We start from the raw sequence: 21456 nt of genomic DNA, 5'->3' as shown, positions 1-21456 counted from the left end.
GGCCGTCAAAGCGGCGCCTGCGCCATCGCGGCCAGCAGGCCCCGCGCCCCGGCCCGCACGTCGTGCCATGTCGCGTCAAAGCCGGAATCGCTGCCGTAATAGGGGTCGGCGACAGATTTCCCTTCGCGTCCCGGAACGTGGTCCAGCATCAGGGACAGACGCGCCCGCCCGTCCTTTGGCGCAATCTTGCGCAGGTTGGCGAGGTTCGACAGGTCCATCGCGACGATATGGTCGAAGTCGCGGAAATCCTGCGCCGTCACCTGCCGCGCCCGCTGGCCCGAGATATCGACGCCGTCCCGCGCCGCGACCTCTTGCGCGCGGGGGTCAGGGGCCTCGCCCGAATGCCAGGCGCCGGTCCCGGCGGAATCGATCCTGACCGCCAGCCCGGCATCCGCCGCGGCGGCGCGCATGGCGCCCTCGGCCAGGGGCGAGCGGCAGATATTGCCCATGCAGACGAACAGAACGGACGGCGTTCCCATGATCCCCCTTGCGACAGGCGTTGCCTTGGCCGGTCCGCACAGGCTACCCCTGAACGCGGCGGAAGCAAGGGGGGACGGCATGCGTCACGGTGGGCAAATTCTGGTCGATGCGCTGAAGGCAAACGGGGTCGGGCGGGTGTTCTCGGTTCCCGGAGAAAGCTTTCTGGCGGTGCTGGACGGGCTTTACACCTTGGGCATCCGGAATGTCGTCTGCCGGCACGAGGGCGGCGCCGCGATGATGGCCGAGGCGCAGGGCAAGCTGACCGGGCGTCCGGGCGTGGCCTTCGTCACCCGGGGTCCGGGCGCGACCAATGCCAGCGCCGGCGTTCATGTGGCGCGGCAGGATTCGACGCCGATGATCCTCTTCGTGGGCCAGATCGCCCGCTCGGACCGCGACCGCGAGGCGTTTCAAGAGGTCGACTATCGCGCCATGTTCGGCCCCATCGCGAAATGGGTGGCCGAGATCGACCAGACCGCGCGCATCCCCGAATATGTCGCCCGCGCCTTTCATCTGGCCATGTCGGGCCGTCCCGGTCCGGTCGTGCTGGCGCTGCCCGAGGATATGCTTTCCGCCCATGCCGAGGTGGGCGACCTGCCGCCATGGCGCGCGCCACTGCCGGCGGTGGCCGCGTCTTCGGTTGCGACGATTGCCGGGGCGCTGGCCGGGGCCGAGCGACCCTTGGTAGTGCCGGGCGGTACGCTTTGGTCGCAGGCGGCGGCTGGGGATCTGGCGCGGTTTGCCGAAAACTGGGGCCTGCCGGTCGCCGTGCCCTTCCGCCGTCAGGGCCATATGGACAATGCCCATCCGAATTATGTCGGCGATCTGGGCGTCGGCATGAACCCGGCGCTGGGGCAGGCACTGGAACAGGCCGATTGCGTCCTGTCGCTGGGCTCGCGCCTTGGCGACACGCTGACCCGGGGATATGAACTGATGAACCCGACCCGGCCCCATGCCCGGGTGATCCATGTCCACCCCTCGCCCGATGAGCTGGGACACCTGTGGCACCCCGATCCGGGACTGGTCGCCGACCCGCGCGAGGTGGTGCGCGCGATGGCAGATCTGCCCGCGCCGCGCCGCTGGGACGATTGGACGCGGGACCTGCGCGCGGCTTACGAGGGCTGGCAAAAACCCCGCCCCACCCCCGGCGCCCTGCGGATGGAGGAGGTGATCCAGTGGCTGTCCCAGAACCTTCCGCCGGATGCGGTCCTGACCAATGGCGCGGGGAATTACGCGGCCTTTCTGCACCGCTATTTCCGTTATCGCCGCTTTGGCAGCCAGCTTGCGCCGACCTCGGGCTCGATGGGCTATGGCCTGCCCGCCGCCATCGCGGCCAAGCTGGAACATCCGGGCCGCACGGTCGTCTGTCTGGCCGGCGATGGCTGCCTGCAGATGACGGTGAATGAGCTGTCAACGGCGGCCCAGCATGGCGCGGCGGTGATCGTTCTGGTCGCCAATAACGGCCGCTATGGCACCATCCGCATGCATCAGGAACGCAGCTTTCCGGGCCGCGTCTCGGGCACCGATCTGGCGAACCCGGATTTCGCCGCGCTGGCCCGCGCCTATGGCGGCCATGGCGAAACCGTCACCCGGCAAGAGGATTTCGCCGCTGCCTTTGCCCGCGCGCAGGCATCCGGCACGCTGGCGGTGCTGGAGCTGCGTCTTGACCCCGAAGCGCTGAGCACCGGAGCCACGCTCTCGGAAACCCGCGCGGCGGGCGAGGCGGCCCGCCAGCGTGCCTGAGGCGGGCTGCGTCTAGAGCCGCCCGATCCAGACCAGCATCGCCGCCAGCCAGGCGGCGGCGGGCACGGTGATCAGCCATGCCCCCAGAATCGTGCGCACATGCGAGCGGCGCACCAGATGCCGGCGGCGGCGTTCCTCGTCGGGGAAGGGGGCCTCTTCGGGCAAGAGATCCTCATCCGCCGCCTGCTTGCGGTCGCGCCATTCGCGGTAAAAGCCGATGCCAAAGACCCCGCCCACCGCGATATGCGTGGTCGAGACCGGCAGGCCAAAGGACGAAAACCCCAGCACGGTGACCGCGGTCGCCAGCGAGACGCACAGCGCCCGGGCAGGGTTCAGGCGGGTGATGCGGCTGCCGACCATATGCACCAGCCGCCGCCCGAACAGCACGATCCCCAGCGCGATGCCAATGCTGGCGACCAGCAGCACCAGCGTGCCGCGCGGTGCTTTCGCGCCGGGCGCGATGCTTTCCAGCATGATCGTCAGGGGGGCGGCGATATTGGCGGTGTCATTGGCGCCATGGGCAAAACCCATGACCAGCGCCGCCGCGGCCAAAGGCAGGCCGAGCAGCTTCTTGACCGCCAGCCGCTCGCCGCTTTCCTCATCGATCAGGCGGTCGATGCGCAGCCGCGCATGAACCCAGCCGGCCCCGGCGCAGACCAGCCCGATGGCCAGGATGACCGGCAAGCCCGGCAGATGGGTCGAAACCGCCGCCACCGCACCCAGCATGCCCATGGTCAGCGCGACCAGCACCGGCAGCCAGATCCGGCCAGCCTCGACCCGGTCGGGGCGGTTCATCACCCGGTTGCGCAGCGCCGCCAGAAGCCCGGCGGCCAGCAGCCCCGCGACCAGCGGCGAGGCGACCCAGCCTGTGGCGATCATGCCCATGGCGGGCCAGTTCACGGCGCTGGCGCCAAAGGTCGCAAGCCCCGCCCCGGCAATGGCCCCGACGACCGAATGCGTGGTGCTGACCGGCGCCGTGGCCCAGGTCGCAAGGCTGATCCAGATCCCCGCCGCCAGCAGCGCCGCCAGCATCATCCGCGCCGTCGCCTCGCCCTGACCCAGCGTGCTGCCCACCAGCCCCTCGGTCAGGGTAGCGGTGACCGCGTCGCCCGCCAGAACCGCGCCCAGCACCTCCATCGCGGCGACAAGGATCAGGCCCGAGGTCATGCCGATGGCCCCCGCCCCCACCGCCGGCCCCAGCGAGTTCGAGACGTCATTTGCGCCGATCGACAGCGCCAGATAGGCGGCGACCGCCATGCCGGCGGCGACGATGCCGATTGCGGGCTGACCGGCAAAGAAGCCGGTCGCGGTCAGCGCGGCGGCGGCCATGAAGATCAGCGCCACACCCAGCCGAAAGACCGGGCGCGCGGATTGCATCACCGCGCGCTCGGCATTGGTGACGCGGCTGAGATCCTTGTCCAGGGTGCGAAATTCGCGCGGTTCACGGGCCATATGGGGCTTAGGCCCCCTTGGCGGCAGGCAGGCTGCGCAGGATCTGCTGCAACCCGGTCTCGGCCACCTTCGAGGCCGCCTCGGCGGGCGTGAACCAGTGGCGCTTGCGCTGTTCGGATTCGGGGAACGCCTTTTGCGTCGCCTCGACATATAGCGGAAAGACGCGGACCTCGACCGGGATGGCAAAGCCCCGATCCTGTTCCTTGTCATACTGATAGCGCCCGATTTCGGCCTGGCTGACGCGGCCGCGGACGCCCGCTTCCTCCCACGCCTCTTGGGCTGCGGCATCGGCCAGGCTGCGGCCCGGCATCGGCCAGCCCTTGGGCACGATCCAGCGCCCGGTGCCGCGGCTGGTGACCAGAAGCACCTCGCCGGATTTTTCGTTTAGGCACAGCGCCGCCACCTGCATTTCCAGCGGGCGGCGCCCGATCAGGCGGGCCAGGCGGTTGCGAAACCGGGTAATCATTCGCCGCCCTCGCCATCGGTGATGCGGCCGCGCATCGACTTGATCTCGCCGCGCTGGGTCTTGGCGGCCAGCCGGCGGCGTTTGCTGCCCAGCGTCGGCCGCGTCGGAATGCGCTTGCGCGGCGCGACCAGCGCCTCGCGGATCAGTTCGGCCAGCCGTTCGCGGGCGATTTCGCGGTTGCGGGCCTGGCTGCGGGTTTCCTCGGCCCGGATCAGCACCGCGCCGTCCTGCGTCCAGCGCCGGCCGGCCAGCCGCCGCAGCCGGGTCTTGACCGGCGCCGGCAAATGCGGCGAACGCTCGGCCTCAAAACGCAGCTCGACTGCGGTTTCGACCTTGTTCACGTTCTGCCCGCCCGGTCCCTGAGACCGGGTGAAACTCTCGGACAGCTCCCATTCCTGGAGCGTGATGGCGTCGTTGATGCGCAGCATGAGGGGAATATGTAGCAAATTCTGGTTAAGAAAAGACCAACGGAATCGCGGCACGTTCAAAAAATGTCAATGCAGTCGGATTGCCGCGGTCGCCGAGGCGCCATTCGCATCAAGGACGGTCAGTTCGGCAAAACCCGCGCCCGGATGCGGTAATTCAACCATGGGTTGCGGCTGGGCGATGGCCACCGGCGTGCCGTTCAAAAGGAATGTCCAGGGTCCGCGCCCGCCGCGCGCCTTGGCGATCAGAGGGCCGCCCGCGTCGATCTCGGCCCCGTCGGGGGGATAGGTCAGGCGCAGCGCGTCCGGGCTGGCGGGGCTGGCAGTGACGGCGCTGACCTCGCCCGGGGCGGCAAAGCGGCGCAGCGGCAGGGGCAGGGCGCTGTTCGGGACGATCAGCGTCTGCGGCGGCGCGGGCGGTAGGGCCGTGACCGGCAGCGCGTCAAAAAGGTCAAACAGCACCGGTGCCGCCAGATCGCCGCCGAACGCGCCGGGCACGGGCGTGCCGTCTGGCCGGCCCAGCCAGACCGCGCCGACATGGGCGCCGTCATAGCCCACCGCCAGCGCATCGCGATGCCCGTAGGAGGTGCCGGTCTTATAGGCCAAAGCCCGCTGGCGCGCTCCATGCGGGGCGGGGTTCTGGGCCAATATCTCGCTCACCTGCCAGGCCGCGACCGGGCCGAACATGGCGGCCTTGCGCGGCGCGGCCCCGCCGGGCAGGGGCGAAAGTGTGACGCCCCGCCCGCCCTGCGCCAGTGACGCATAGCCCTGGGCAAGACCGGCCAGCGTGGTGCCGGCGCCGCCCAGCGTGATGGCCAGGCCGGGCGTTTCGCCGGGCAGGTGCAGATCGATGCCGCCGCGCCGCAGCGCCTGCGCGATGCGGTTCGGCCCGACCGCCTCGGCCAGCTTGACCACGGGGATGTTCAGCGACCAGATCAGCGCATTGCGCAGGCTGACCGTGCCGCGAAACATGTGGTCGAAATTCTGCGGCTGCCAGCGGCCGAACACGGTCGGGCGGTCCTCGATCAGGGTTTCGGGATGGGCAAGGCCGTCATCGAATGCCAGCCCATAGACAAAGGGCTTCAGGGCCGAGCCGGGGCTGCGCCAGGCATGAACCATGTCGACAAACCCTGCTGAGGCGCCATCCGTCCAGTCCGCCGCCCCGACCTCGGCCAGAATCTCGCCGCTGCGGTGATCGGCAAGCAGCACTGCCGCCGACAACCGCCGTCCCGCCCCGCGCACCGCGCGCGAGGCCAGATCCTCGGCCCGGCGTTGCAGGCGCGGGTCGATGGTGGTTTCGATGCGCAGGGCGCCGGGATGGGCGCGCATCAGCCGCGCGGCCAGCAGGGGCGCCAGTGCCGGAAATGCCCGGCGCATGCGCGGCACCGGCTCGGTCATCGCGGCCTCGGCATCGGCGGATGAGATCAGCCCGGCTTTGGCTGCCCGAGCCAGCACCCGGTCGCGCGCGGCCTTGGCGGCCTCGGGAAAGCGGTCGGGGCGGCGCCGTTCGGGTGATTGCGGCAGGGCGACCAGCAGTGCGGCTTGCGCGGGCGTCAGGCGGCGTGGCTCTTTGCCGAACCATTGCAGGCTGGCGGCGCGGACCCCCTCGACATTGGCGCCGTAAGGGGCAAGGCGCAGGTAAAGCTGCAGGATCTCGCGCTTTGACAGCCGCCGCTCCAGCGCCATGGCCAGCCGGACCTGCCGGGCCTTGCCGGTCCATTCGCCGGTCGGCCCTTCCTCGATCAGCCGCGCGACCTGCATGCTCAGCGTCGATCCGCCCGAGACGACACGCCCATGCCACGCCGCCTGCGCCCCGGCGCGCAGCAGCGCCCACGGATCGACGCCGGAATGATCCTGAAAACGCCGGTCCTCCCACTGCATCAGCATGTCCAGATACAGCGGATCGACTGGCCCGGCATCCAGCCGCCAGCGCCCGTCCGCGACCTGAAACGCCCGCAAGAGACTGCCGTCGCGGGCCAGAACCTCGACCCCCACCGGCACGTCCAAGGGCGGCAGTCCCGTCGCCGCGACCCAGTCGTCAAACCGGTCCCGTGCCCCGGCGCCGATCCCGAGGGCCAGCACAAGAACCATCAACAACAGGGCAAGGCGGCGCGATCTCATGCCCTATCCATACGCCAGACCTCGCCGGGAAAGAACGCCTCTGGCGATCTTCCATGTTCAAATATCCATGCGGCCGGGCAAAAGGCGGCTACTTCGCCGTGTCCTCGCCAAACAGCCCCTTCAGCCCGCGTGCGATCAGGTTGCCGACCTTGGGCCGGGGCTGGTGGATAAAGGGCAGCGGCCGGCAGACCTCCATCGCGGCGATGCCGACACGGGCGGTCAGGGCGCCATTCACCACCCCCTCGCCAAAGCGTTTCGAGACCTTGGCCAGAAGCCCGCCGCCGGCGACGGTATGGATCAGGTCGTCCCCGGCGGCGACGGCGCCGGTCGCGACCAGATGCGTCATCACCGTGCGCGCCAGCCGCCAGCCGCCGACGGCACCGGCGCGGCCGCCATAGATCTCGGCCATGCGGCGGATCATGCGCAGGTTCGCGGCCAGCGCCGCCACGACATCGGCCAAAGCCAAGGGGATCAGGGCGGTGGCGGCGGCGACGGTGCGGGCGGCGGCCTCGATCTCGCGCCGCGCCTGCTGGTCGAGATCGGCCAGAAGATGCGTCTCGGCCATGGCGATCAGGGTTTCGGGGTCGTAGGCCTCGGCCTTGCGTTCATGCAGTTGCGCAAGACCCCATTCCATCTCGGGCCGGGTGCGGTAAAGCCGTTCCAACCGGCTTACCACATGTTCCGCCGCTTTCAGATCGCCCGAGGCCAAGGCCGCCCCGGCCTCGCGGTTGATGCCGTCGATGGCGGCGAAACGCGACCAGGCGCGGTATTCGCGCCAGGCCATGGCCAGCGCGGCCATGCAGAACAGCACCATCAGCCCGATACCGATCCAGCCCAGCAGCGGATAGCTGTTCAGAAGGTCGGTCAGATAGCGCAGCGCCGCCACGGACAACAAAAAGGTGAACAGCGCCACGCCGCTGTTGATGAAGAACCGCGTCAGCTTTGACGGCCCGCGCCCGACCAGCCGCGCCACCAACTGCATGGTGCGGGGCTGGGGCAGGGCTGACAGGCCGCCATCCTCGATCGCGGGCGCATCGGCGGGCGAGGGGGTGATCGTGTCCTCGCGCGGCTCAGCGCGCGGTGCGCGGCGTTCGCGCTGATCCTGGCCGCGTGCGCCGGGATCGGGGGCGGTGGCGTCCGCAGCTGCGGCCTCGGCCATTTCCAGCAAGACCGGCCCGCGCCGTTTCGGAGGTTCCGTCATGTCGCGTCCCCTATAGCCTGTCGCCGATCAGGAATTCCGCCGCCCGGTCCAGCCGGATATGCGGCGGCCCGTCGCCGGGGCGCAGCGTATTGGGCGCGGGCGCGAAATCCATGATCGCGTAATCGCCGTCCAGCCAGCGCGTCGCGCCCTGCTGGGCCGGCACCAAAAGCTCGGCCGGGTTTGCCGGCAGCTCGCCCGGGTAAAAGGCCGCCTGTCGCCCGTCCATCAGCGTACCGCGCACGGCGGGCAGGTCTTCGCCGTCCTGACGGATGATTTCCTCGGTCGTGGTGCGCAGGCTGGCGATCGACATGGCATCGGTGCGCGCGCCGGAAAAATCGGCGCGGTCGCGGGCCTCGCGCAGCATGGCGGCGGTGATCGCGGTCAGGCGTGGATGCTGGACGTGGTTCAGGTGGTCGGCCTTGGTCGCGGCGAACAGGATGCGTTCGACCTTTCGCCCGCCCAGAAGCTGCGCCAGCCACCCCGCCCGGCCGGGGCGAAAGGCGGTCAGGATATCGGCCATGGCGCGGCGCATGTCCTCGACCGCGGGGGGACCGGCATGGATAGCGCCCAGCACATCCATCAGCACCACCTGCCGGTCGATGCGGGCGAAATGGTCGCGGAAAAACGGCTTGACCACCCGCGACTTATAGGCGCCGAAGCGGCGGGCGAATTCACGCCCCAGCGCGCCGTCGCGCAGGTCATGGGGCAGGGGGGTGAAGGTCAGCGCGGGCGAGCCCTCAAGTTCCCCGGGCATCAGGAAGCGGCCGGGGGTGCAGTCGGACCAGCCGGCCTCGCGCGTCTGGTGCAGGTGGCTGGTATAGGCCTCGGCCAGGGCCTGCGCGGCAGTTTCGTCAAAGCGCGAGGCGTCGGTTCCGGCCAGTGCGGCCAGGAACCGGTCGGCGCCGGGACGGCCCTTCATGCGGTCCAGCACCTCTTGCGACCATTCGTCGAAATCCTTGTCCATCAGCCGCAGGTCCAGAAGCCATTCGCCGGGATAATCGACGATATCCAGATGCAGCACCTGCTGGCCGCGCCAGCCGGCGATCACGCCGCGCGGCTGCACGCGCAGGGACAGGCGCAACTGGCTGACATGGCGGGTGCCTTCGGGCCAATGCGGGTCGGGGCCGGTCATCGCCGCCAGATGGCGCTCAAAGTCGAAACGCGGCACGGTGTCATCGGGCTGGGGCTGCAGCCACGCCGCCTTGATCGAGCCATCGGCGCCGGCGCGCAGGGCCGCCATCCGCCCCCGGTCCAGAAGGTTGCTGACCAGCGAGGTGATGAAGACGGTCTTGCCTGCCCGCGACAGGCCGGTCACGCCCAGCCGGATCACCGGGTCGGCAAGGCCAAGCCCCTGCATCAGATCATCCGCGATACTCATACCATCCCCGGTTCAACTGCGTCGGGTCAAGATATGCAGACCCGACGCGCTTTTACAGGGGGCCGCTGCTCAGCCGATGTAATCCTCGTAACGGTTGACGACCACATCCAATGCGGCCGGGTCAACCACATGGCCGTTGCGGTTCACATAATAGAATGTTCCGGGATCCCCGTAGTCCCCGAATACCCGAGAGTCGATCCGGAAGCCGACCTCCAGATATTCGTCCGATTCGATCCTCATCACGGTTTGGCCATCGACCTGGACCAGCATCTCGGTTCCCGTCCAGAGGATGGAAACGTCGCTGATGCTGAAACTGCCATCCGCAGCAGTGCAGATGGCAGGATCGAGTTCGATCTGCAGCTCGTCCTCGTCCGGGTTGAAGTCGCGCACCAACGAGGCCTGCCGGATATCGGCAAAGCCGGTCAACCTATCCGCGCCGGCACCGCCATAGACCGTGTCGGCAAGGTCAAAGTTGATGGTGTCATTGCCCGCGCCGCCATCCAGAACATCGCTCGACCGTCCAAGCATGTCGGCATATCTGAAATGCTCATACGCCCAATGCACATCCCAGCGTTCATTGCCTTCCAGACGGTCATTGCCAAGTCCCCCGATCAGGGTCGAGGACAGTTCGGTATCGCCATCGACCGTCAGGGTGTCGTTTCCGGCCCCGCCGTTGATCGTGCTGTCCCCGCCATCGGCAATGATATTGTCGTTTGCGCTGTTGCCGCTGAAATCCGCACCCGGGGTCACGTAAAAGCGCAGCCCGTCGGCGCCATCGCCGCGCCCGATCAGGGTGTCGTCGCCACCCATCCGGATCCAGCTGTTGGTCAGGCCGGTCACATCGATCACGTCGGCACCCTCGCCACCGTCAATCTCCATGTCGCGGCCCGACAGCGTCAAGGTGTCATTGCCGTCCCCGCTCCTGACGTCCATTCTGGTGCCGCTCACCGTGATCCGGTCGTTTCCGGCCCCGCCCCGCGTCAGCACGTCGATGCCATTGACGGTGATGCTGTCATTGCCGTCGCCGCCGCGCAGGAAGATCTGATGGGATTCGGTGAATCCATCGTCGGTGTCGTTCCGGGCCGAGATGGTGTCATTTCCGGTGCCGCCATCGATATCGATCGCAACGCCGGTGGCGGAAATGCTGTCATCGCCCGCGCCGCCCTGCAATGCGGTCAGGCCTTCAAGCACGCGGTCCGCGGGATAGGACGTGGTCTCGGGGTCCCATTGCCATCCCGCGCTGGCGGACCATGTGCCCATCTCGATAAATTGCTCGCTGGGGTCATAGAACGGCGATCTCGACAGGTAATAACCTGCCGTGTTCTCGTCATGGGTGGCGGTGATGGTGTCATTGCCCTCGCCGCCCGAAAACAGGCCGGACTGGTTGTCGACAGTGATGGTCTCGCCGGCTGGGGTGTCGTCATCGTCGCAAAGGTCGCGCCAGTAATCGCGCAGCCGCGTGATGATCCAGTCGCGAAGCGAGGAAAAGAACAAGGAAAAGGAAAAACGCATTCCAGCACCTCGTATAAATATGACTAATATGTATGAATATTAGGCGCCCAAGATTCGATTCGGTCAATCGCGGGTTTATATGCGCGATGCAGTTATTGCGGGATATAAACGGGCGCGCCGGAGATGGGGCCGGGCAAAGGATTATTTGCCCGGATCATATGTTGATCTGCTCGAAATTGCGCATCCCGGCGGCCGGCGGGGCTGTCAGGATCTTTGATCTCATCGCCGACCGACAGGCCGGTGGCGCACTAAATGCGCGCGGCGTCGCTGCCGCCCGGCAATGTGGCCTCGGCCTGCGGGCTTAACGCCAGACAGTCTCGAAGTTGTTGATCACCACGTCCAGCGAGGCGGCGTCGACCGGATTGCCGTCCCGATCGGTATAGGTCGGAGGTTCTCCGGGACTGGGGTGGCCGACCTCATAGCCGACCGACAGGCCTGTCGCGCCTTCGATGCGCACGACATCGCTGCCGCTGATCTGGATCAGGGTATTGCCGTCCTGCTCGACCACCGTGACATTGGCAAAGTCACTGATCGTGCCGGCCTCGGTCGTGGGCTCGATGTTAACCCTCAGCACATCCTCGCCGGCGGTAAAGTCGGTCACCACCGAGGTCTGCCCGACATCGGCAAAGCCTGTCAGCAGGTCCGCCCCGGCGCCGCCGGTCACCGTATCGGCCAGATCAAAGTAGATCTGATCATCACCCGTGCCGCCGTTCAGCACGTCATTGCTGTTTCCGATATTCCAAGTATATAGGGTGCTCTCACTATCAGGGCCGTGGGCACGCGCGTGATTGCCGACCAGGAGGTCGTTTCCGGCCCCGCCAGTCAGGGTCGAGGACCCGGAATACCCATAATCGGTTCTCAGCCAGTCATCGCCGGCCCCGCCATCGGCGCTGGAGGACTCACGCAGGATGATCAGATCTTCCGAGGCATTGCCGGTAAAGCTGCCACCATCCTCGACGATGAATACCAGCCCGTCTTCGCCGTCGCCGCGTCCGGTCACAATGTCGTCGCCCGAGATCACGACACTGCTTTCGGTCATTCCGCCCAGGCTGAGCGTGTCGGTGCCGTCGCCGCCGGTGACGAGCATGTTGCTGCCCGAGGCGGTGATCAGGTCGTTCCCGTCGCCGCCGCGGACGAACATGGTCGTCGGACCTACAGTCCCCAAGCCATCGGAATTGGCCGTGATGGTGTCATTTCCGGCGCCGCCATCGACGTCGGTCGAAACGCCGGTGGCGGTGATGCTGTCATTGCCCGCGCCGCCGTTCAGCGCCGTCAGACCGGGCAGCAGGCCACCTTCCGGCACCGGGTCTTCGGGATCCCAGCTGCTGTCGCTGTCGGGCCATTGCCAGGCGCCCTCGTCGGTTTCAAAAGGCCTCAGATCGAAGGTTGCCACGGCGCTGTCGCGGGTCGAGATGATGGTATCGTTCCCGTCAGTTCCGGTGACCTCGCCGTCCTCGTTCGTGGCGGTGATCGGCTGGTCGTCCGAGCTGCTGTCATCATCGTCGTCAAAAATGCTGAACAAAGCCAGCGCGCTGACTGAACCGATCAGCGCCAGCAACATGGGACTCATGGTATTCACCTGATAGTTTGAATTAATAACGCAGCATTTCTGAAATGTGGATCGCGGACAAGTCAATCGGATTTGCTGTGGCTTTCGCAATTCCGTGGGGTTTGTCATAAGGCGGCCATGCCCGAGACCTTGCCCATTGATGCCGTCCTGCCTGATCTGCGCGCCGCGCTGGCCGCGCATGGCCGCGCCGTGCTGATGGCTCCGCCCGGCGCGGGCAAGACGACGCGGGTGCCCTTGGCGCTTTTGCCGGTCATCCGGGGCCGCATCGTCATGCTGGAGCCGCGCCGTCTTGCCGCCCGCGCCGCCGCCGAGCGCATGGCCGAAACGCTGGGCGAGCCCTTGGGCCAGACCGTCGGTTATCGGATCCGGGGCGAGGCCGTTCCCGGCACCCGCATCGAGGTGGTGACCGAAGGCATCCTGACCCGGATGATCCAGTCCGACCCCGCGCTGGACGGGATCGGCTGCGTGATTTTTGACGAATTTCACGAACGCAGCCTGAACGCCGATCTGGGCCTTGCCCTGACATGGGAGGCGCGTCAGGCCCTGCGCCCCGATCTGGCGCTGCTGGTCATGTCGGCGACTCTGGATGCCGAACCCGTCGCCGCGTTGCTGGATACGGCGCCAGTGATCCGCTCGGACGGCCGCGCCTTTCCGGTCGAAACCCGCTGGCTCGACCGTCCCCTGCCCGCGGGCGCGCGGCTGGTCCCCGAGGCCGCGCGGTTGGTTCATGAGGCCGAGGCCGACACCCGCGACACCGGCGGCACCATCCTGACCTTTCTGCCCGGCGAGGGCGAGATCCGCCGCGTTGCCGCCGCGCTCAGCACGGATGCCGAGATCGTGCCGCTTTATGGCGCGATGGATTTCAAGGCGCAGCGGGCGGCGATGCAGCCTGCGGCGCCGGGGCGGCGGCGGATCGTGCTGGCGACCTCGATCGCGGAAACCTCGCTGACCATCCCGGATGTCCGGGTCGTAGTTGATGCCGGCCGGGCGCGGCGCGCGCGCTTTGACACCGGCAGCGGCATGTCGCGGCTGGTCACCGAACGCGTCAGCCGCGCCGAGGCCGAACAGCGCCGGGGCCGCGCCGGCCGGGTGGCGCCGGGCATCTGCTACCGGATGTGGGCCCGCGCCGAAGAGGGCGCGCTGCTTGCATTCGCGCCCCCGGAAATCGCGGTGGCCGATCTGGCCGGGCTGGCGCTGGAACTGGCAAACTGGGGCTCGGACGGGCGCGATCTGGCCTTTCTGACTCCGCCGCCCCATGCCGCGCTGACCGAGGCCCGCGCCCTGCTGCGGGATCTTGGCGCGCTCGACGCGCAAGACCGCATCACCGCCCATGGCCGGGCGCTGGTCGCGCTGCCGCTGCATCCGCGTCTGGCGCATATGCTGATGCTGGCGGGCCGCGACGCTGCCGATCTGGCGGCGCTGACGGCCGAGCGCGATCCCCTGACCGGCGCGCCGGCCGACCTGACGCTGCGGCTGCGCGCCATTCGCGACCTGAACGCCTATGAGGACCGCCACCCCTGGCCTGCCAATCCCGGCACGCTGCACCGCATCCGCGACGAGGCGAAACGCCTGCGCCGCATGGCGCCCGCAGGGCAGGGCCTCTCGCCCGGGGCCATGGCCGCGCTGGCCTATCCCGACCGGATCGGGCTGCGGCGCAAGGGCGATCAGCCGCGCTATGTGCTGTCGGGCGGCAAGGGCGCCGTGCTGACTGACGGCGACACGCTGGCGGCCGCGCGCCTGATCGTCGCCACCGACCTTGACGGCGACGCGCGCGAGGCCCGCATCCGCATGGCCGCGCCCGTCGATGAGGCCGAATTGCGCGAATTGTTCGCCGACCGGATCGAGACGGTCGAGACGGTCGAATGGTCACGGCGCGAGAACCGCATCTCGGCCCGGCGTCAGGAAAGGCTGGGCGCGCTGGTGCTGGCCGACCGGGCGCTGGACGACCCCGACCCGCAGGCCATGGCCTTGGCCGCCTTCGAGGGGCTGCGCGCGAACGGTCTAAGCTGGGCACCCGCCGCCGCCCGGCTGCGGGCACGTATTGCCCTGATCCCCGATCTGGGGCCGGTCGATGATGAAAGCCTGCTCGCCGATCCCAACTGGCTGCTGCCCTGGCTGGGCAGGGCGCGGACGCTCGCGGATCTGCGCGCGCTGGACCTGACCGAGGCGCTCAAGACCCGCATCGGCTGGGACGGCCAGCAGCGCCTGAACGATGCGACGCCTGCGCATTTCGTCACCCCTCTGGGTCGCAAGGTGCCCATCGACTATGACCATGAGACGCCCTCGATCGAGCTGAAGCTGCAAGAGCTGTTCGGCGTTGCCCGTCACCCGGTCGTGGGCGGCCGACCCCTGCGCATCACCATGCTGTCGCCCGGCGCCAAGGTGATCGCGGTGACCACCGACCTGCCCGGCTTCTGGGCCGGAGGTTATGCGGATGTGCGCAAGGACATGCGCGGCCGTTACCCGCGCCACCCATGGCCGGAAAACCCGCTGGAGGCCGACCCGACCACGCGCGCCAAGCCCCGCGGCACCTGAGACACAACGTCGCTTGCCCCTTGCGTGGCCGGCCGCTAGCAACTCTGCGAAACAGTGTCTGGAAAGAGTCTCATGTCGTCCCAAACCCCCATCGCGACCGTTCCGACGGGCCGCTTTGTCCTCCAATATCTTCTTTATCTGATCGGCGGAGGCGTTCTGGTCTTTGCCTTGTACTGGGGGCTTGAACGCTTTGTCGGCTACCAGGGCAGCAGTGGTAACGCCATGGGTCTGATCCTGCCCGCTGTCGCGGGGATGTCGACGGCAGCAGGGTGGTACAGCAAGCACAAGACCCGTCCCGGCAGCGGCCAGCTGTGGAAACTGGCGCTGATCTGCGGCCTGATCACCATCCTGATCAATGCCGCGATCATCGTGGTCTATTATCAGACTGGCCTCCTGCAAGAGGCGCTGGGCGGTCAGCCCCTGAGCAGCGAGGATCTGCAGATCTTCGCCGGCGTGCTTGCCGTGATCGGGGTGCTGCTGGTGCTGCTGATCCGCATGGGCATGTGGTTCGGGTTCGGAACCGCCGCGAAACAGGAACAGAAGCTGGTCGCAAAGCAGGCCGGAAAGTAACCGCGTCACGGGCTCTACAGATCGCGCCCGGCTCCGTCAAAGGTCGGGCGGGCAAGTATCAGGCGCCCCGCATCCCGCGCAGGCGAAAGGCCAGCACGATCATCGCCACCCCGATCAGCAATGCGAAGGTCCCGATCAGCCAGGCGATGCTCAGCAGTCCCGCCGCCGGGATCATCGCCATCAGCACGCCCCAGATCACCAGAAACAGCCCGCTCAGCCCCAGCGCCCATTCGCCTTCGATCTGCTGGCGCAGGCGGATCGCCGAGACGATGCGGAAGACGCCGCCGACCACCGCCCAGACCGCCATCCAGATGACAAAGGCCAGCGCCGTCGCCTCGGGCCAGAACAGCGCCATCAGGCCGATGATGATCGACAGCGCCCCGTCCAGCGCCCAGGCCCACCAGCCGTCATCCTCGGATTTGCGCTGAAAGCCGACGATCAGCGCCATCACCCCGTCAAAGACCGCATAGGCGCCAAAGACGATCAGCAACACATAGACCGTCAGCCCCGGCCAGATCAGCGCCATCAGGCCAAAGATCACCGCCGCGATGCCACGCAGCAGCGGCACCCACCAGTAATCCGCCATGACCCGCAAAAGATTATCCATGGCACGCCCTTTCAAATTCGTTGCAACCAATAGCGGCAAAACCCGGCTGCAAGATTAACCCGCAGCAGGCCCGGCACGCAGGGGCAATTGCAGATCTGCCGCCGGCCGTGTCCTGCGGGTCACAATCCCGCCGCTCAGCCCAAGCGCGCGGGCAGGCTCAGTCCGCGCAGAATCTCATCCGCCGGCATCGGGCGCTTGCCTTCGCGCTGCGCCTCAAGCACCTCGATGGCACCGATGCCGCAGGCGATGCTGAATCCCCCCAGCACCTGCCCCGGCGCCCCCGATCCTGCGACCAGACGCGAGCGCAGCAGCTTCACCCGTTCCTCGCCGATCAGGCACCATGCGCCGGGAAAGGGCGAAAGCCCCCGGATCAGCCGGTCGACCTCTGCCGCAGGACGGCTCCAGCCGATCCGCGCCTCGGCCTTGTCGATCTTGGCGGCATAGGTCACGCCCTCGGCTGCCTGAGCTGTCGCGGCCAAGGGCAGTCGCTCCAGCGTTTCGGTGATCAGCGCGGCGCCCATGCCGGCCAACCGGTCATGCAGATCGGCGGTGGTGTCCTGCGGACCGATGGCGGTGCGGGCCTCGGCCAGAACCGGGCCGGTATCCAGCCCGGCCTCCATCTGCATGATGGCGACGCCGGTTTCCGCGTCCCCCGCCATCACCGCACGGTGGATCGGCGCGGCCCCCCGCCAGCGCGGCAGCAGCGAGGCGTGGATGTTCAGGCACCCCAGACGCGGCGCGTCCAGCACCGGCTGCGGCAGGATCAGCCCATAAGCCACGACAACCGCGACATCCGCCCCCAGCGCCGCGAACTCCGCCTGATCCTCAGCCGATTTCAGCCGCTCTGGCACCCGCACCATCAGCCCCAGCTCTTCGGCCGCACGCTGCACCGGCGAGGGGCGCGGCTTCTGCCCACGCCCGGCGGCGCGCGGCGGCTGCGAATAGACCGCGACGACCTCATGCCGCGCGGCAATGGCCCGCAGCGCCGGAACCGAGAAATCCGGCGTCCCCATGAAAATCACGCGCATGGCCCAGCCTCTTTCATGTCCAAATATCCTCTGGGGGTCCGGGGGGCGAAGCGCCCCCGGCTTCCTACCGCCGCGCCAGCTTTTCCGATTTCGCCACCAGCATCTTGCGGCGCAGGGGCGACAGGTGATCGACGTAAAGCTTGCCGTTCAGATGATCGATCTGATGCTGCACGCTGGTCGCCCACAGCCCGACGAAATCCCGCTCCTCGATCTCGCCCCGGTCATTGAGGAAACGCACGGTGACGGCGCGGGGACGCTCGATCCGGGCCGAGACGCCGGGCAGGTTCGGGCTGGCTTCCTCATGGGCGCGCAATTGCACGCTTTCATGCAGCACCTCGGGATTGGCCATGCGCACGGCCTGCCCGCGCTTTTCCGAGGCATCCACCACCGCCAGCCGCTGCATGATGCCGATCTGGGGCGCGGCAAGGCCGACGCCGGGCATCGCCTCCATCGTGTCGATCATGTCGTCCCAGATCATCCGCACGGTCTCGGTGATCGCGGGAACCGGCTCGGCGGCGATGTGCAGGCGGCGGTCGCTATAGGGCAGGCAGGTGCGGACGGTCATCGGTGGCCCCTGACTACGCTTCGCGGCCGCGTTCGCGCTTCAGCTTGACCATCTTGCGGGTGATCAGCTGGCGCTTGATCGGACCCAGATGGTCGATGAACAGCTTGCCATCCAGATGGTCCATCTCGTGCTGGGCGCAGGTGGCCCAAAGCCCGTCGAAGTCCCGCTCATGGGTCTTGCCATCCAGACCCAGCCAGCGGACGCGCACCTCGGCGGGGCGGGTCACGTCGGCGTAATGGTCGGGGATCGAAAGGCAGCCTTCCTCATAGGTGTTCAGCGCCTCGGACCGCCAGGTGATCTCGGGGTTCACCATGGCGATGGGCTGGCGCGGCGCCTCGGGGTCCTTCTCGCAATCCATGACATAGAGCCGCGACAGCACGCCCACCTGCGGCGCCGCCAGGCCCACGCCCGGCGCGTCATACATGGTGGCCAGCATGTCGGCGGCCAGGGTCTCGATCTCGGGGGTGATGCGGGCCACGGGGTCACACGGCTTTTTCAGCCGCGGGTCGGGATGAAGGAGGATGCTGCGCAATGTCATGCATGTGATCTAGGGCATGGCTTGGCCTTGCGCAACAAGTCGCTATGCTGCCCGGGGTGACGAGGAGACAGACCAGAATGGCCAGACCCGATTTCGACGAGATCATCGACCGCACCGGCACCGCCTGCAACAAATGGGACGACATGCAGGCCGTCTATGGCGTGCCGCCCGGTGACGGCATCGCGATGTGGGTGGCCGACATGGATTTCCGCCCGCCCGCATCGGTCCAGCGCGCGGTCGAGGGCATGGCCGCCCATGGCATCTATGGCTATCCCGGCACCAATACCGCCTATATCGAGGCGATCCGCTGGTGGATGGCGACCCGGCATGGCTGGCAGGTCGCGCCCGAATGGATCCTGACCGCGCATGGGCTGGTCAATGGCACGGCGCTTTGCGTCGATGCGTTTACCCGGCCGGGCGATGCGGTGATCCTGATGACCCCGGTCTATCACGCCTTTGCCCGCGTCACCCGCGCCGCCGGGCGCGAGGTGCGGGAATTCCCGCTGGCGCTGCGGGACGGCGAATACCGCATGAATTGGCCGGAATGGGAAAAGCTGCTGACCGGCAATGAGAAGATGCTGATCCTGTGTTCGCCCCATAATCCCGGCGGCCGGGTCTGGAGCGTCGAGGAACTGCGCGAGGTCGCCGATTTCTGCGCTGCCCATGACCTGATCCTGGTCTCGGACGAGATCCACCACGATCTGGTCATGCCCGGCGCCCGCCGCCATACGGTGCTGGCCAAGGCCGCGCCCGAGGCCACCCCGCGCCTGGTCACCCTGACCGCCGCGACCAAGACCTTCAACATCGCCGGCGCCCATATCGGCAATCTGATCGTCGCCGATGAGGGGCTGCGCAAGGCGCTGCAAGGGCGGATGATGGCACTTGGCATCTCGCCGGGGCTGTTTGGCCTTGGCATGATCGCCGCCGCCTATTCGCCCGAGGGCGCGGAATGGGTCGATCAGCTTGTCGCCTATCTGGACGGCAACCGGCGGCTCTTCGATCAGGGCGTGAACGCGATCCCCGGGCTGCGCTCGATGCCGCTGGAATCGACCTATCTGGCCTGGGTCGATTTTTCGGGCACCGGCATGGCGCGCGCCGAATTCACCGCCCGCGTCGAAAAGAGCGCCCGCATTGCCGCCAATCACGGCACCAGCTTTGGTCTGGGCGGCGAAAGCTTCCTGCGCTTCAACATCGCCACACCCCGCGCCCGCGTGGCCGAGGCGGTGGCGCGGCTGCAAGGGGCATTCGGCGACCTGCAATGAAACGGCTGGGCGGGCTTTTCTCGGCGCTGTGCCTTGCGGGGCTTTTGGCGGGGCTGTGGATGATCTGGAAGATCGAACCCACCCCCGTCCCGACACCGCAGCCCGAGGCACCGGGCGCGCCGGGGCAGGGATGGCAATGGCCCGATTTTCGCCTGCCCGAGTTTCGTTTGCCCGAGATATCTCTGCCCGACATCTTTTCGCGCCCGCCCGCGCGTCCCGAAGGCCCCATCGCCTCGCCGGTCGAACGCATCCTGGTGGAAAAATCCGCCCGCCGCATGACCGTCTGGCAAAAGGACGGCCCGCCGAAAAGCTTTGATATCGCGCTGGGATTTTCACCCGATGGCGACAAGTCGCGCGAAGGAGACGGTCGCACGCCCGAGGGTGTCTTCCGCATCGACCGGCTGAACCGGCAAAGCAAATATCACCTGTCGCTGGGCATCGACTATCCGCAGAGACACCATCGCGAGGCGGCGCGGCGCGCCGGTCACAGCCCCGGCGGCGATATCATGATTCACGGCCAGCCCAATCAGGTCCCCGATGGCTATAAGGTCAAGGGCGACTGGACCGCCGGCTGCATCGCCGTCACCAATCCCGAGATCGAGGAGATCTTTGCCCATGCCGCCATCGGCACCGAGGTCGAGATCCGCCCCTGATCGCTGGGCTTGGGCTAACAGGACAGATCGTCAAACGACACGCCCCGCCCGAAAGGGGGCGGGGCGTGTAGGATGCGTAATTTGGCGGATCAGGAAGCGATGCGTGCAGCCTCGTCCGGGGTCAGGCCGAACAGCTTGTCGCGCAGCTGCCGGCCTTCGCGAACGGTCAGGAAGCGGCGCGCGCCGGCAAAGCTTTTGCCGATGCGGTGCAGCTCGGCCAGATCGGGAAAGAGTTCGGCGATTTCGGCCTGCGCTTCGGCGTCAAAGCCCTTGAGCGCCTGCTCGCCCAGATAAAGGCTCTCTGCCCGGCAGCCATCGGCAAAGACGATCTCGTGCCGGTCGAACAGGAGGTGGAAATATTCGACCGCCTCATCTTCCTGAATGACGATGCTGGTGCCGTTCACAAGGCTTTTGGCGGGGGCCAGAACCTCGGTTTCGTCGAACAGTTCGTGCACAGCCTCGCCCGCGATCAGCATGCGGTGCTGCTGCGAGACCAGCATGTCGCGGTCGTTCCCCAGCGCGCCCTTGCGGATCAGGACCGGGGCCATGCGGTCAAGGGCAGCAACCTTGCGCCGGCCGATCCAGCGAATTTCCTGCATGCCGTGATCGGCGGTGCGGACGCGATCGCCGGTCTTCAGATCCTTGACCCGGGTGGCGCCGGTCTCGGTCTCGATCAGGGTGCCGCCGGCAAAGCAGGGCACCACCTCGAAGGCCGCCAGCTCATTGGCGAAGTTGTCCATCTGGAAGACCTGCGTCAGGTCCATCCCGCCCAGGCCGGTGGTGATGTATTCCCCCAGCGTGATGCCGGTGATGTTGACACCCGAGGCGTTCAGCCGTCCGACCAGCAGATCGCCAAAGACCATCGACTGGTATCTTGCGCCGGTGCCGGGGTCGGTTCCGGTGATGATGACGCCGACCCCGTGAATGGTCGAGCCATCTTCCATGCGGAATTCAAGGCGATACCGGTCCATGTCGGTGGCCCGCAGCCAGGGCTCTCCGTCCAGACTGCCATCGCCATTGGTGTCCATCTGCACCGCTTCGCCAAGATCCAGGTTGGAGTTGTCGCCCGGATAGTTCTCGGCATAGGCGCCGGTATTGTTCCATGTCCCGTAGGTGGCGTTGCCGGTCGACGAGGGGTCGCTGACCATGGCGATCGGGGCAACCTCGGAATTCGCGAAACGCAGGACGTCTCCGACCGAATCCGGCCCGTTGTAATTGGTTTGTCCCAGAAAGATGGACGATCCTTCCGCGGTTCTGCTAGGTCATGTTGACAAATGGCGGAGCCAGAGGCGGATCGACGTGATATCGATGAAGCCAAGGAAGCTTTCGGCGGTCTTGTCGTAGCGGGTGGCG

At 67.5% G+C, this 21456-nt stretch carries 19 protein-coding genes and 1 pseudogene; 5 read left to right on the top strand and 15 right to left on the bottom strand.

What is annotated here, in order from left to right; all coding sequences use genetic code 11:
• Positions 1-5: 5 nt before the first annotated feature.
• Positions 6-479, bottom strand: coding sequence for a low molecular weight protein-tyrosine-phosphatase (locus tag DFP89_RS16655; RefSeq protein ID WP_114350518.1), 474 nt, complete (start codon positions 477-479; stop codon positions 6-8).
• A gap of 79 nt (positions 480-558) precedes the next feature.
• Here DFP89_RS16655 and DFP89_RS16650 point away from each other — a divergent pair, with 79 nt between their 5' ends.
• On the top strand, positions 559-2220 hold the full coding sequence (locus DFP89_RS16650) for a thiamine pyrophosphate-binding protein (RefSeq protein ID WP_114350517.1): 1662 nt from the start codon (positions 559-561) through the stop codon (positions 2218-2220).
• A 12-nt stretch (positions 2221-2232) separates the two neighbouring features.
• On the opposite strand, the gene DFP89_RS16645 is transcribed toward DFP89_RS16650, so the two are convergent.
• The 8 genes from DFP89_RS16645 to DFP89_RS16605 all read right to left on the bottom strand — a co-directional run bounded on the left by DFP89_RS16645 (position 2233) and on the right by DFP89_RS16605 (position 12345).
• The gene (locus tag DFP89_RS16645; RefSeq protein WP_114350516.1) at positions 2233-3672 is read right to left on the bottom strand and encodes an inorganic phosphate transporter; all 1440 of its coding nucleotides are present in this window, start codon (positions 3670-3672) and stop codon (positions 2233-2235) included.
• A 7-nt stretch (positions 3673-3679) separates the two neighbouring features.
• A complete protein-coding gene (locus DFP89_RS16640) occupies positions 3680-4138 on the bottom strand; it encodes an NUDIX hydrolase (RefSeq protein WP_114350515.1) in 459 nt (152 codons plus the stop codon).
• On the bottom strand, positions 4135-4566 hold the full coding sequence (gene arfB, locus DFP89_RS16635; RefSeq protein WP_114350514.1) for an alternative ribosome rescue aminoacyl-tRNA hydrolase ArfB: 432 nt from the start codon (positions 4564-4566) through the stop codon (positions 4135-4137). Before arfB ends, DFP89_RS16640 begins: the two co-directional genes overlap by 4 nt.
• Positions 4567-4632: 66 nt before the next feature.
• Complete coding sequence (gene pbpC, locus DFP89_RS16630) at positions 4633-6684, bottom strand: penicillin-binding protein 1C (protein ID WP_114350513.1); 2052 nt, start codon at positions 6682-6684, stop codon at positions 4633-4635.
• Between the two features lie 88 nt (positions 6685-6772).
• Positions 6773-7885 (bottom strand): YcjF family protein, encoded by a 1113-nt coding sequence (locus DFP89_RS16625; RefSeq protein ID WP_114350512.1) that lies wholly within the window; start codon positions 7883-7885, stop codon positions 6773-6775.
• Between the two features lie 10 nt (positions 7886-7895).
• The gene (locus DFP89_RS16620) at positions 7896-9263 is read right to left on the bottom strand and encodes a YcjX family GTP-binding protein (RefSeq protein ID WP_114350511.1); all 1368 of its coding nucleotides are present in this window, start codon (positions 9261-9263) and stop codon (positions 7896-7898) included.
• Positions 9264-9332: 69 nt separating this feature from the next.
• Positions 9333-10775: a calcium-binding protein gene (locus DFP89_RS16615; protein ID WP_114350510.1), complete on the bottom strand. Its 1443-nt coding sequence runs from the start codon at positions 10773-10775 to the stop codon at positions 9333-9335.
• A 301-nt stretch (positions 10776-11076) separates the two neighbouring features.
• Positions 11077-12345: a calcium-binding protein gene (locus DFP89_RS16605; protein ID WP_147273336.1), complete on the bottom strand. Its 1269-nt coding sequence runs from the start codon at positions 12343-12345 to the stop codon at positions 11077-11079.
• A 117-nt stretch (positions 12346-12462) separates the two neighbouring features.
• Between DFP89_RS16605 and hrpB the strand changes: the two genes are divergently transcribed.
• Positions 12463-14880 (top strand): ATP-dependent helicase HrpB, encoded by a 2418-nt coding sequence (hrpB, locus tag DFP89_RS16600; protein WP_114350507.1) that lies wholly within the window; start codon positions 12463-12465, stop codon positions 14878-14880.
• Positions 14881-14952: 72 nt separating this feature from the next.
• Positions 14953-15450, top strand: coding sequence for an ABZJ_00895 family protein (locus DFP89_RS16595; RefSeq protein ID WP_114350506.1), 498 nt, complete (start codon positions 14953-14955; stop codon positions 15448-15450).
• A 58-nt stretch (positions 15451-15508) separates the two neighbouring features.
• Here the strand turns inward: DFP89_RS16595 and DFP89_RS16590 are convergent, their stop codons facing one another.
• The 4 genes from DFP89_RS16590 to def (DFP89_RS16575) form a co-directional block, all read right to left on the bottom strand.
• Positions 15509-16057: an HdeD family acid-resistance protein gene (locus tag DFP89_RS16590; protein WP_114350505.1), complete on the bottom strand. Its 549-nt coding sequence runs from the start codon at positions 16055-16057 to the stop codon at positions 15509-15511.
• Positions 16058-16191: 134 nt separating this feature from the next.
• On the bottom strand, positions 16192-17085 hold the full coding sequence (fmt, locus tag DFP89_RS16585; RefSeq protein ID WP_114350504.1) for a methionyl-tRNA formyltransferase: 894 nt from the start codon (positions 17083-17085) through the stop codon (positions 16192-16194).
• Between the two features lie 64 nt (positions 17086-17149).
• On the bottom strand, positions 17150-17650 hold the full coding sequence (gene def / locus DFP89_RS16580; protein ID WP_114350503.1) for a peptide deformylase: 501 nt from the start codon (positions 17648-17650) through the stop codon (positions 17150-17152).
• A 13-nt stretch (positions 17651-17663) separates the two neighbouring features.
• Complete coding sequence (def, locus tag DFP89_RS16575) at positions 17664-18188, bottom strand: peptide deformylase (protein WP_114350502.1); 525 nt, start codon at positions 18186-18188, stop codon at positions 17664-17666.
• A 77-nt stretch (positions 18189-18265) separates the two neighbouring features.
• Here def (DFP89_RS16575) and DFP89_RS16570 point away from each other — a divergent pair, with 77 nt between their 5' ends.
• Together DFP89_RS16570 and DFP89_RS16565 are read left to right on the top strand one after the other, a co-directional pair.
• Positions 18266-19450 carry a MalY/PatB family protein gene (locus tag DFP89_RS16570; RefSeq protein ID WP_114350501.1) on the top strand — a complete coding sequence of 395 codons (1185 nt, stop codon included), beginning with the start codon at positions 18266-18268 and terminating at the stop codon, positions 19448-19450.
• The gene (locus DFP89_RS16565) at positions 19447-20103 is read left to right on the top strand and encodes a L,D-transpeptidase family protein (protein WP_114350500.1); all 657 of its coding nucleotides are present in this window, start codon (positions 19447-19449) and stop codon (positions 20101-20103) included. Before DFP89_RS16570 ends, DFP89_RS16565 begins: the two co-directional genes overlap by 4 nt.
• 89 nt (positions 20104-20192) lie before the next feature.
• On the opposite strand, the gene DFP89_RS16560 is transcribed toward DFP89_RS16565, so the two are convergent.
• Together DFP89_RS16560 and DFP89_RS16555 are read right to left on the bottom strand one after the other, a co-directional pair.
• Complete coding sequence (locus DFP89_RS16560; protein WP_114350499.1) at positions 20193-21251, bottom strand: Hint domain-containing protein; 1059 nt, start codon at positions 21249-21251, stop codon at positions 20193-20195.
• 114 nt (positions 21252-21365) lie between these two features.
• Positions 21366-21456 (bottom strand): annotated as a pseudogene (locus tag DFP89_RS16555) (IS5/IS1182 family transposase); the annotation flags it as partial.

Source organism: Paracoccus lutimaris (assembly GCF_003337565.1).
Classification (GTDB): Bacteria; Pseudomonadota; Alphaproteobacteria; order Rhodobacterales; family Rhodobacteraceae; genus Paracoccus; species Paracoccus lutimaris.
The sequence above is the reverse complement of the archived record's forward strand: the minus strand, read 5'-3'. Positions and strand labels throughout refer to the sequence as shown.